At 40.5% G+C, this 12,228-nt stretch carries 12 protein-coding genes; 1 reads left to right on the top strand and 11 read right to left on the bottom strand.

Annotated features, from left to right (window positions below; all coding sequences use genetic code 11):
- Positions 1–8 precede the first annotated feature (8 nt).
- The 10 genes from K245_RS0115575 to K245_RS0115620 all read right to left on the bottom strand — a co-directional run bounded on the left by K245_RS0115575 (position 9) and on the right by K245_RS0115620 (position 7,875).
- A complete protein-coding gene (locus tag K245_RS0115575; protein WP_027359980.1) occupies positions 9–491 on the bottom strand; it encodes a winged helix-turn-helix domain-containing protein in 483 nt (160 codons plus the stop codon).
- A gap of 61 nt (positions 492–552) precedes the next feature.
- Positions 553–1,206 carry a hypothetical protein gene (locus K245_RS0115580; RefSeq protein WP_027359981.1) on the bottom strand — a complete coding sequence of 218 codons (654 nt, stop codon included), beginning with the start codon at positions 1,204–1,206 and terminating at the stop codon, positions 553–555.
- A gap of 1 nt (position 1,207) precedes the next feature.
- A complete protein-coding gene (locus K245_RS0115585; RefSeq protein ID WP_027359982.1) occupies positions 1,208–1,819 on the bottom strand; it encodes a GTP-binding protein in 612 nt (203 codons plus the stop codon).
- Positions 1,820–1,868: 49 nt separating this feature from the next.
- The gene (locus K245_RS0115590) at positions 1,869–2,261 is read right to left on the bottom strand and encodes a roadblock/LC7 domain-containing protein (protein ID WP_027359983.1); all 393 of its coding nucleotides are present in this window, start codon (positions 2,259–2,261) and stop codon (positions 1,869–1,871) included.
- 637 nt (positions 2,262–2,898) lie between these two features.
- Entirely contained in the window at positions 2,899–3,282 is a 384-nt protein-coding gene (locus K245_RS0115595; RefSeq protein WP_027359984.1) for a response regulator, read from the bottom strand.
- Between the two features lie 4 nt (positions 3,283–3,286).
- Complete coding sequence (locus K245_RS0115600; RefSeq protein WP_027359985.1) at positions 3,287–4,948, bottom strand: sensor histidine kinase; 1,662 nt, start codon at positions 4,946–4,948, stop codon at positions 3,287–3,289.
- Positions 4,949–4,968: 20 nt separating this feature from the next.
- On the bottom strand, positions 4,969–5,796 hold the full coding sequence (locus K245_RS0115605) for a hypothetical protein (RefSeq protein ID WP_027359986.1): 828 nt from the start codon (positions 5,794–5,796) through the stop codon (positions 4,969–4,971).
- Between the two features lie 86 nt (positions 5,797–5,882).
- Positions 5,883–6,467, bottom strand: coding sequence for a DUF4881 domain-containing protein (locus K245_RS0115610; protein ID WP_027359987.1), 585 nt, complete (start codon positions 6,465–6,467; stop codon positions 5,883–5,885).
- 28 nt (positions 6,468–6,495) lie between these two features.
- On the bottom strand, positions 6,496–7,545 hold the full coding sequence (locus K245_RS0115615; RefSeq protein ID WP_027359988.1) for a sulfite exporter TauE/SafE family protein: 1,050 nt from the start codon (positions 7,543–7,545) through the stop codon (positions 6,496–6,498).
- Positions 7,546–7,575: 30 nt separating this feature from the next.
- Complete coding sequence (locus K245_RS0115620) at positions 7,576–7,875, bottom strand: DVU0150 family protein (protein ID WP_232223839.1); 300 nt, start codon at positions 7,873–7,875, stop codon at positions 7,576–7,578.
- A 461-nt stretch (positions 7,876–8,336) separates the two neighbouring features.
- Between K245_RS0115620 and K245_RS0115625 the strand changes: the two genes are divergently transcribed.
- Positions 8,337–10,946: a PEP/pyruvate-binding domain-containing protein gene (locus K245_RS0115625; RefSeq protein WP_027359990.1), complete on the top strand. Its 2,610-nt coding sequence runs from the start codon at positions 8,337–8,339 to the stop codon at positions 10,944–10,946.
- A 1,114-nt stretch (positions 10,947–12,060) separates the two neighbouring features.
- Here K245_RS0115625 and K245_RS27345 read toward each other — a convergent pair.
- Positions 12,061–12,228, bottom strand: a 168-nt coding sequence (locus K245_RS27345; RefSeq protein ID WP_084156355.1) for an integrase core domain-containing protein, incomplete at its 5' end; no start/stop codon positions are given.

Consider the following 12,228-nt stretch of genomic DNA (forward strand, 5'->3'; position numbering starts at 1 on the left):
TTGAGATATTAAGATATTTTCAAGGCTTTAATGGCGTTTGCCATAGCCTGTTTGAATGAGATCCTTTTGTCATCCCTTGGTATCTGGGCTGCAAGTCTATTTACAAGTTCCACAATTTTTTTCTGGGGAAAATCGTCAATGGATTCTCCCATATCTGCAACTTCGTCTTCGTATATTACTTCGGCTATTGGCCCTACAGCCATTGAAAATTCCGAAAGGAGTTTTTTTATGAAAGTCTCGTCAATGGACTTTTCCTTTGGTTCATCTGTTGTGCTATTAACCGGCTCTATTAAATTAATACGGGCAAGTTTTTTCAATACTTCAGCACATAGTGAAAAATCAAGACCTGTATTTGAGGCTATCGTAAGGACATCTTTGGTCCCGTCAATCTCCATCAAAACGGTTAGCATCTTGCTGTCCAGAGATACTTCTCCGAAATTTGCAGATATCACCCTCTTGAATACAATGTTTTTAAAATCACCGGAATACATTTTATCCCTCTGTCGCAGGTATTTTAATCACTGCTCTTAAGGCTGTTTGTTAAGCTCTCAATTACCGGGTAAGCCCCATTTCTTCTGTGATTATTCTCTTAACCTCCGCCTTGATAAGGTTAATAACTTCGTTGCTGAGAACCGTTTTACCGTCAGCTGATTTTTTCATTATTGTATCTGCTGGTTGCTGCCCGGAAATTTTTGCTTTTAAAAGCCCAAATTTGTTGATTTGTTCTTTCAGAAGCTTCTTCTTATCCTTCTCTTCCATATTTAATGAATTAACTGCTTTTTCAAAAGCAGTGTATGCGGAATGAAGAAACTGTATGGACTCAGGATGTGCTTCAGCTTTTTTGTTGTTAATATAAGTTCCTACTGACTCATGAAGTTTCAAGAAGGTGAAAAGTATCTTGTCATCCGAGTATTTGTCTTTTAATGACACCACTTCAGAAAGGAAGTTGTTCATGGTATCTTCTGTGATTTCCCAGTCCATGGACAGTATTATGGCACTGAGGTTGTTAAGCGGTGAAGATCCAGTGAGTTTTTCAGCAACAGACGGCTTTAATTCGCCTTCCTCAAAATGCTCTTCATTTATTATAGCCGATGCCTTTTGAGGTTTGCTCGGCATTATTTCATCTTCAAGGCCATCTTCAGCAAAAAGTGCGTCTAGACGATCATCCAGTTCAGCAGTAATTGTTTCTTTTTCTTTTGCTGCCAAATTATTTATCCTCCAATTTCTTTTTTAGAGACGTTACAGTTAGGGAAATAATTTTTTTCATCGTCAGGGCGACATTTTCACCTGTTATTGCACTGGCACAGAAATATGGTGCATTCATTTTTGAGTTGAGGTCATTCTGCATAGATTCAACCGAAAGGAGGGGGATATTATGTTTTGCCAGGTCCCGTTTGTTATACTGCAATACAATTGGTATTTTAGTAATGTCTTTATTGAAGGACTGAAGATTTTCTTCAAGATTCTGAAGTGATTTTATATTCATCTCTCTTCTTAAAGACATCGAATCCGCTACGAAAACGATTCCATCTACGCCTCTAAGCACAAGTCTTCTTGTTGCGTTGTATTTAACCTGGCCTGGCACAGTATAAAACTGAATTTTTATTGTGTGCCCCATAATCGTACCTATATCAAGAGGAAGAAAGTCAAAAAAGAGGGTACGGTCCCCATAGGTTTTTACGGTCACCATTTCGCTTTTTATGCGGCTCTTGAATTTTTCATTAATATATTCGAGGTTTGTGGTTTTTCCGCCTCTTCCAGGCCCGTAATAAACAATTTTAATCTGAACTTCTTTTTTCTTAGGATTTATTAAAGCCAATTAATCACCCCCAGAATTATATAGGTAAAAGGCAGTTTATGCATTCTGACTAAAACATCGCCTGGATTTTTCTGTTGGCCTCATTAACCTTGAGTCTAAGAAAACCTAAAGAAACATCTTTGCTGAATATTGTTATCAAAAGCAAGTCCTGGGTAACCTTGCTAAAATGAATGCTGTCTGTTTCACCCTTGTGAAATAGGAGGGAAAATTCCTGCTCTCCTATTATGTTTGCCATAGCGCTTACAGCACCAAAGTTACCTGCTGCAAGGGCTGCCAGTGAATATACGTCATGATTTGTCTTGCCATTGTCAAGATTAACAATGACATTACCGGCAAGATCTATCAGTATTACACTTTGAACGCCAAGCTCGATCAGCTCCTCTTCAAGGATCTGTTCAATTTTGTCGAGTTGTTTTTTATCCAGCTCAAGCGTGAAATCCATAAGCTTTCCTTTTTTGCCCTTTTAAGTTGATGCCCATCAGAAACTTTAACAGATTTTGATTATTAATGTATATCAGGTTAACTAACAAGATACAGTTTTGATTTTTCTTTAAGGATCCTTTCATAACATGAATATTTCAAATTACTAAGAGGATTCTGGAAAAGTAAGGATATAATCCTATAGCGTATTTGTTTTTTGAAATCAATCCCATAATAACAGCGTCAATCTGTGGGTTTAAACCTCATGATTTCAAACACTGTTTTGATAAATATTCATTTTTTTCTGCTTTGTTATCTTAATTTTGATGGACTCGCAAAAAGTTAAAAAATGGCTTTTGCGTCATGCCGGACTTGATCAGTCACCCATTGTTTTCAATTAGTTCCGGATTTCGGCTGTTATTTTGGCGTCTGAAATGAAAATTAAGCAGGTATACTATTGGCGCTGGGGGATGTGATTTGCAATCATTCATGGAATGAATGACAGGCGAAGTATGTGATCAAAACTATATTATGACAAATTCTTGTATCAGGGACTTGGCTGACTTGCCCAATTTTTTTTATCAATTCCCTGATTCATGATTTTTCATGAAAGACCGTAAATTTTTTTAGGGCATAAAAATTTTCTATATTGTTTCCATTTATGATACCAGCCCCTTTTTTTTGTCGTAAGCCTGTCTGATTTTATCCAGAAGATCGTGGAGGGGAGCCGGCTTCATTACATAGTCAAATGCCCCTAGCTGCATGCCTTTTATTCCAAAATCAACAGATGCATGGCCTGTAAGCATTATCACCTCTATCTGGGGATTTTTAGCCTTGATACGTCTTAAGGTTTCTATGCCGTCCATTCCAGGCATTTTTACATCGAGCACAATCACATCAAAGACATTATCATTGATAAGCTCAAGTGCCTTTTTACCGTCTTCGGCTCCTTCGGCAACAATTTTTCTGCTTTTTAGTCTTTTTACGATTGTTTCTCTGAAATCATCTTCATCATCAACTATCAAGACCTTGAATTCATCCATGTAATCACCCTTGATTTGCAGGCAGCACAATAGTAAATACCGTGCCGATTCCTTCATTGCTGTTCACCTTTATCTTTCCACCAAGTTTTTCAATGATGCTGTATGATATGGAAAGTCCAAGGCCTGTACCTTTGCCAACTTCTTTTGTCGTAAAGAAGGGGTCGAAAATTTTGTTCATTATAGCTTTCGGGATTCCTGGCCCTGTATCAGCGATGGATATGAGGGCTTCACAGGCCTGCTCGTCAAAATCTGTTGACACAGTTATTGATCCTTCATGATCTATGGCATCAAAGGCATTGTTCAAAAGATTAAGAACAACCTGCTGTAATTGGGACAGATCACTCGTAATTACAGGAACATCATCCGAGAAGTTCTTTATTATTTCAATATTCATGAATTTTGCTTCATTTTCGAGGAATCCTGTTGTTTCGTCAAGCATTCTGTTGACATCTACCTTTTCTCGCGCAGGCTCCATTCTTCTTGCAAAACCAAGAAGCCGGTGTGTCACCTTTCTTGCTCTTTCTACGTGCAATTCTATTTTATCAACAGCTTCGGAGAATTCCTGGAAATTTTCGCTTTTAGCTATGTCTTCTTCCATGATCAGGTCTTTTATCCAGCCCGCTTTTTCTCCTATTACAGCAAGCGGATTATTGATCTCATGGGCAATGCCAGCCGCCATTTTGCTGAGTGCTATCATTTTGTTTGATTGAAGAACCATGTCCGATGTCATGGCATTTTGTTTGTCTGTATCAATGAGTCTCTTGATCAGAATATTTGTGGTTATAACCGACCCTGAAATTATAAAAAGAAGGCCGATGAAAGTCAGGAAAGCCGTCCAGTATTTTTCATGGAGGATTGGAGAAAGAAGCTCGTTTGGATCTTCAGACAGCACCAATATCCACTTATTGGTTTTTATCTGTATGGCACAGTAAAATCTTTCTTTTCCTTCGTAGCTGAACTTTTCGGTTCTAGCAATTGATGTTGATGAATAGTCCGGGCAATTAGGTGTTTCAAGATAATTGCCCCCAAGTCTGGGTTTTGTCTGGAGACTATTATTCTTGTTTATAATGAAGGCATCACCGCTTGACCCGATCCAGGCTTTCTGCACAATTTCGTCTATTGTTTCAAGATTGATTGTGACCCTTAGAATCCATGACCTGTTATCTTCCCTAACAAGGACAGCAATTATGAAATGAGGCAGTTTTCTGAAGCCCATGAAAATATCACTGACATATATTCCGTTGTTCATCACTGCATTGAACCATGGTTCGTTTTTGTAGTTAACAGCCTTAAGTATGCTGTAATATGGCCCTACATATGCGACGTGCTTGCCTTCGTTGTCTATTATTCCAATGTCCATATATGACTTGGAATTTGTCTGCATTATATTGAAAACTTTATTCAAATAGGTTTCGTTTGTAAGCTGTTCAAAGGAGTTTGTGTTCGCTATTGTTACAAGCTGGGAAATCCTTTCATCGAAAAAAAGATCTATTGCCCCCTTGCGGTTCTCGGCAGTAGTTTTTATCGATTCAATGACTTTTTCCGTGTAAACATTATTGAAGTGCGAATAAATAGAGATGCTTATGAAAAGGAGTGGCAGAACGGAAAAAAAGATTTTTGTAATATTGTTCTGCCACCAGAGTTTTCTGTAATCTCTTTTAAGCATTATTCCACCAAAGTCTGTTTTTAAACATTCTGATCATTATATCTTGAAACCAGGTATCCTGGCTTCACATCCCTGTAAACTCCCACGAGGGCAGTTGAATTTTCATATCCGGCATTGTCTACTTCAATTTTTGCGATATAATCGCCGTGGTCTGTAAGAAGGCTGATTATATCACCATTGTTGAGGCCGTGTTTTTTTCCGAGTCCGAAGTATATTTCAAACCCTTTTTCAACTTTTGAAATTCTGTAAATTTCCGCCTGACCGTTTTCGGCCATTATAAATTCAAGTATGCTTGATATCTTGTAGTTTGCTGCTCCGCCTATCAGAATCATCGGGAAAAACACGGCAAAGACAATCCACGGTGAAACCCCTGTGGTCCGAGTTATCATGGAAAATGACCCTGCCTGAAGCGCCTTTGCATCCTCATAAACATTTATCGTATAATTGGACAGTTTTTCGAATTTTTTTAGATCTTTGGGTTTTATATTTTTAAGATCAGGGTATTTGATGCTGATCCTGTAAGTTCCTGATTGAAGATTCTGGGGCGCAGCTACTTTAGCTCTCCACATGCCTTCGCCGAACCAGAACCCGGAATATAGCTTCTGATCAAATTCAAGTTTCAGATCAGGATTGGTGCTTTGATACATCAGATCCGAAGATGCCTTGGCGCTGCCGTAAAGGCGCCCGTTGATGTCCACTGATGAACCTGTAATAACGTCAAGACTGTTTGACGGCCTTCTGTAAGAAGAGACAAGGACGTCAAAAATACCAGAGAAAGCCAGTATTCCGGCAACTAAACATATCTTGCCAAGTATTGCCCTGGTCTTGAGAAGTTTTTTTAGATCCATGTGTCTTTACCTTTGTTTAAAAAGTTGAGACAGCGGCGTTGGAGGAGGAGGCACCGCTGTCTCATTTTAGGGAGAATTACATTTAACTATTTTTTGAATATATCTGTTTTACTTACATTCATCAGGCGTTCGGCTTTTCCCGGCTCTTTATAGTATATCCTTATTTCATCACCGGCATCCCATGTTTCATCCTTCATTGCAAAGTACTCTTCGGGGAGGGAGAGTTTTACAAGAAGTTCCTGACGTTTCGAATAAATTTCTATGGTCTTTGCGTTCTTATCAACTATTGGAAATTTTTTATCCTTTACAAGAGGATTGTCTTTTTTTACCTTTTCCTTTTTATCCACAGGTGTGTAAGGAATTTCCTTGATCTGCTGTGAAGCCATATCAAAGATTGTAATAGTATTCTTGTCAGTGTCGAGCTTGAGCCTCTGTCCGACCTTTGGAGCAGGCCCCATTTCGTTTTCATCGGATGGGATCGTGTACACATCCGGAGGAAGAATGCTGTAGTCAGGCTTTCCTGGTATAGCCGTCTTATCTTCGATGAATGTTACTTTTTTTGCATCCTTATCAAAAGCTACAACCCTGCCCTGTACGACCTTGCCCATTTCGTTGCAGCCAACGAGCATAAGCATGGCTGCTGCTGTTATGAATCCGGCAAACTTTTTCATATATGATCTCCTTGTATCCAGATTAATGCTATTTATTCTTTGCAGCAACTTCAGCCTTTGCGCCCTGAACCATTTTAACGAATATGTATGCAGACATGCAGAACACGAGCCCAAGAACAAGGACTGTAGCCGAGTTGTTGCAAAGTGCTGCATATGCAGGGTACATTTTGGCAAGAAGCTTGAGAAGAACCGAGAGACCGCAGCCTATTACAGCAAGCCCGAAAGCTATTCTTATGCCATAGCCCTTTATGTATTTTGTTGCGACTGTTCCAACCTGAGCGCCGACAGCTGCACCTACGAGCATGATTACAGCAGCCACAAGTTCGGTACGTCCTTTCATCGTGTATGTGAAAGCGCCGTAGAGACCGGAGATCATAACTTCAAAGAGGTCAGTTCCAACTGCTACGTGTGTAGGGCAGCCGATGAGATATATAAGGGCAGGCATGCGGATGAGACCTCCGCCGATTCCAAGTATACCAGCGACCCAGCCTGTGAGAAAGCTGATGAGAATTGGAAGCCATGCAGTACATGTGATCTGGGCTGCTTCAAAGTGAATCATTGGCGGGATTTTAATCTTGTGCAGGGTTTTATGCCATTCAATACCTGTTGAAAGAGCATCAACTTCTTTGCCGCTTGCAATAGCTTCCCTGTCTTTCTTTTTCTTTTTCGCGACGTCTGCAAAAACCATCCAGGCAATAAGAGTAAGGAGTACGAGATATAGCCAGCGTACAACTGCTTCGACGTTTCCAATTCTTTCAAGCCACATGACCATCTGGGCGCCTGCTTCGAAACCGACAATTGTTCCGACAAGCATGATCAGGCCGAGCTTGTAGTCAACGTTACCGAATTTACCGTGGCGCATGGTTGAAATCAGCGATTTACCAGCCATGTGCGCGATGTCGGTTCCGATGGCAAAAGCCATGGGGAAACCGAGGATATTAAGGCCTGGAGTAACCATCCATGCTCCGCCCATACCAAAGAAACCGCCTATGATACCAACACCTACGCCGAGAATGATGAGTCCTGGCCAGAAAATGGTGACACCAGAAATAGGCATTAAAACATATAACCAATCCATAATATATCCTCCATCCAGTCAAAGTTTATTTTAGTGTTCGGCCAGATCTCTTGATTCCAGGTCTATTCCGATTCCCTTCATGACTATGTCTGCAACAATTCCGAAACATAGACCTATCACAGGAATCAACACTATGGTCAGCAGGGCGAAATATATATGGCTTTCATTGTAAAGATCTCCCCACCATTTAAGCAGCCCGCTGAGTCTCCTCGTGTCAGACACGATGACAACCGCCGCAACCTTCTCTCCCGCCGCAAGAACCATTTCCGGCAGAAGAACGCACAGCATGAGAACCAGACCACTGAGTTTAGTCCATAGTCTTTTCATCATTCCCTCCTTGAATTTTGTGTTGAGTACTTTTACCTTATTTTCTGGCTATTCGTTACGATAGCCTTATTAACAGGCAACTTGTTCGCATCGTTTCACTGGTCTTCTTAATATCAATCTTCGTGCCAAGATTATTTTCATGCTGAAAGTTTCTATGAAGTCAGGCCTCTCAAGGGTTTTTGTGCCTTGGTTGAAAAATACATCCGCTGTGGCCTCTGTCAGTATTCTTTACACCGTGTAAAAGGAATCCTTCTCACCCATGCCAGAAGATAAAGTTTTTTTTCACATGGCTTATTTTGATTCTAAAACGATGGGATTATTTCGGCATTTCACAAGGATTATTGAGGTATTTCCCTGATATTCTTAAATGGTACGGTTTTTGAAAGATAAAGATAATGATCAGGCGTATAATTAAAGGTATATTTCATAGCTTCATATATTTGTTCTTTATTTAAGGGGTGTTCATGTCCACCATCATAGGGAATCTAAAAAGACTGTTCATGTCTGCGAAGAACAGACATCACTTTGCTGCATACGGTAAGGCTGAACTGAATACAGTTTTCAGATTCAAATATACCCTGTTCAAGGAGCTTCTTGCCGCGAACAGCGAACTGCTTGGTGTTCTTACAGATATTGAGGAAAAGCTGAGGGGCGAGCAGATATTCGGCACATCTTATATAAAGGGTCAGGTCAGCCGGGCAATGCTCCAGTCGTTTAAAATGGTGAAGAGCCTGAATGTCCTTTCAGGAAACAAATATCCTGTCCTTTATGAAGTCCTTGGGGATATAAACAACAAGCTCCACATTCTGCTTGATGAAAAAATTGTGAGCGCCTTTCCTTATAATGTAATGCCATACAGCTCGATAACAAAACAGGATGCTGACTGGGTCGGCGGTAAAAACGCCAACCTCGGTGAAATAAAGAATCACCTTGGTCTGCCTGTGTCAGAGGGCTTTGCAATTACTGTTAAGGCTTTTGATACTTTTCTTGAGTGCAATGGCCTTAAGGATGAAATTCTCAAAAGAAAAAATCTTCTGGATATTAATGATATAGATATGCTGAACAATCTCAGTTTCGAGATAAGGGAGCTTATAAAATTGCGGCCTGTTCCGGAGGAAATCAAAAACGATATAGCATCTGCTTATAAATCCTTATGGGGTGATAACAAGGATATAATGCTTGCTGTAAGAAGCAGCGCTCTTGGTGAGGATGGGGAGCTGTCCTTTGCCGGTCAATACCTTACCCTTCTTAATGTCAAAAGTGATCAGATTTGCGACGCATACAAGTCCATCATAGCCAGTCTTTATTCTGCAAGGGCCATTTCTTACAGAATTTCGAAAGGTATTTATGACGCTGATATGGCAATGGCCGTCGCCTGTATTAGGATGATCGATTCTGCCGCCAGCGGAGTAATGTATACAAGACATCCGTATAATATCCTTGACGAAAACATCATCATAAATGCGGTGTGGGGGCTTGGGCCATATGCTGTTGACGGCGTGGTCAAGCCCGATACCTATGTGGTTTCAAATGATGATATCTGTACTATTAAAAGCAGGGAGGTGCCGACCAAAAATGTAATGCTTGTATGCAGCTCAGGCGGAGGAGTCAGGGAAGCGCCTGTTTCAATTTATAATCAGACAGCCCCCTGTCTTGACGATAATAATATAAAACTCCTCGCAAGATATGCCCAGGCTCTTGAAAGACACTACAAATGTCCCCAGGATATTGAGTGGGCTCTTGATTCAAGCGGCAGGATCGTAATTCTTCAGTCCAGGCCTCTGAATATAAAAAAGCCATCGGGTGCAAATGCCTTAAGACCCCGGGTTATAAGCGGCTATAGAATGATTTTGGATGAATGTGAAATAGCTTCCCAGGGCGCAGGATGCGGTCAGGCTTTTCACATAAGGTCTGAAAAGGATCTTGCCTGCTTTCCATCCGGAGGAATCCTCCTTGCCAAGCATTCCTCGCCGGAATATGTCGTTGCCATGAAGAATGCCAGCGCGATTGTAGCAGAATCAGGCAGTGTCAGCGGACATATGGCCGCCCTCGCCAGGGAGTTTTCAGTCCCGACGCTTATTGGAGCCGAGAAGGTAATGGACTTGATAACGCCTGGCCAGATTATTACTGTTGATGCTTATTCGGGAAGAATTTACGATGGTTTTGTGTCCGAACTTGTGACAGTAACCAAAAAAGAAAACGCCCATATGAAAGATACGGCTGTTTATGAACATCTAAAAAAGGTTGCGGCACTTATGACTCCTCTGCACCTTCTGAATCCAAGATCTTCAAAATTTACGGCATCAAAATGTGCAACGCTTCATGATATTGCAAGATTTGCCCATGAAAATTCATATAATGAAATGTTCAAGGTGAGTGATCTTGCATCCAAAGTACATGGATGGTCTGTCAAGCTGCAGGCCAGTCTTCCCATTGACCTGCACATCATTGATCTTGGAAACGGGATAAAAGAAGATCCGGAAACAGATCCGGGCAGGGTCGGAATTCATCAGATTACTTCGGTTCCATTCAAGGCTCTTCTTAATGGCATGCTGAATAAGGATATTGCAGGGCTTGAACCAAAACCCATAAATTTTTCAGGTCTTATGTCAGTAATGAGGGAGCAAGCTCTTTCTCCCGGCCATGTCGGAGAAAGGTTCGGCGACAGAAGCTACGCCATTATTGCAGATAAATATCTCAATTTCAGCTCAAGGGTAGGCTATCATTACAGTGTCGTCGATGCCTACTGCGGAGATACCATTAACAAGAATTACATTACTTTTTCATTCAAAGGCGGGGCTGCCGACAAGCTGAGAAGGAGCAGACGAGTTCAGGCAATAGCGTTGATCCTTGAAAAAGAAGACTTTTCAGTTGATGTGAAAATAGACAAGGTGGACGCAAGGCTCCAGAAATATCCGAGATCATACATAGAAAGCAAACTCGATATACTTGGTCGCCTTCTTATTTTCACCCGCCAGATGGATATGCTCATGCACACAGACCAGAGCGTTGAATGGGTCGCCAAAAATTTTGTTGAAGGAAATTATAAGCTGAAAACAATGAACCCTAACTGATTCCTGTGTAGTCGGATTATGGCGAGTTTTCCTCTTAATCCGACGTAAAATATTAATTACGGACTCGCAAAAAGAGTCTTTAAAAGGCATAGGAGTTATGCCGGATTTGATTGGTATCTTTAGTATTTTAGTTATTTCTGGATTTTAGTCTGCGCCGGAATGACTGTAATCGTAACTTTTTACGACCTTGTCATATTTAATTCCAGCCCCGGTTTTTTCTATTTCAAACTTTGCACCAACAGAACATGACAACCTGAATTCTTTAAGCTGAATCTGATATTTCTGTCATAATCGCTCAAAAACCATGCGTAATCATCGGCGGTTGAAATCGGTGTTGAATACCCGCAATCTCCATGGGTATTAACCTGGTTTCTGTAATCTTTTTTTTAAGAAATAAGTTTTTTGAACTTATGGGGGAATACTGCAAACATCTTTTAGCATTGAGGCTTAATTAAGATGAAGTCGCAAGACGGACAGGTATAGACTGGCGTACGGTGAAGAAGTCTGTTGAAAATAGTTTGCTGAGGGGAACTTCAAAAATGAGATATGCCGGAAGCTAACATGCAAACAGCAATTTATGAGGGGGATATTACTCATAAAAATATCTGAAAGGATTAATGCTTATGAAACGAAAAAGTGTTCTAAAAGCTGGGGGATTAGGCCTGAAGCTATAATAGGGTATTTTGTATACATGGTGTTTATGTATTGATCAGTGATTTGTTTACTTATGACTCTTGCTTTTTGGAGAGTAATATTTTGTTGAATAGCTGAATAAAATATTGCCTATGTAAATATATGGCTTAAAAACAGTATGTTAAAAAAATGTTTATAATTTTTTTTACTGATTTTGTATTCTGGCATACGGGTTGCATTATAGGTTTTTAAAAGCTAAGAACTTTTTCATTCTTCCTCTCCCCTAAGCATAGGGCCGCCGATGGCGGCGGCCCAAAGCAAAAAAAGAGGACTAAGCCAGTAAGAAATGTCCGTGAGATCCGGACTTAAAAATAAGTGGTCGGTTTTGATTGGACAGATTTTCTGAAAATATAAGTGAAAATCCTATCAACAAATCCTTATATAATTTTGACCTCTGTGTCTCATATTTTTAATAAAAGCTTCAAGCGGCGATTGGAATTTCCAGACCTTCAAAATATGTTTTATCAGGCGTATTATTCTTAAAGCTCTGGTGAGGCCTTTTTGTGTTGTAGAACCTCAGATAATCGCCAATTTTGTGTCTCGCTTCTGACATGCTTCCATAGGCCTTCAGATAAACCTCCTCATATTT

The sequence above is a fragment of the Desulforegula conservatrix Mb1Pa genome, from assembly GCF_000426225.1.
In the GTDB taxonomy this organism is placed as follows: Bacteria; Desulfobacterota; Desulfobacteria; order Desulfobacterales; family Desulforegulaceae; genus Desulforegula; species Desulforegula conservatrix.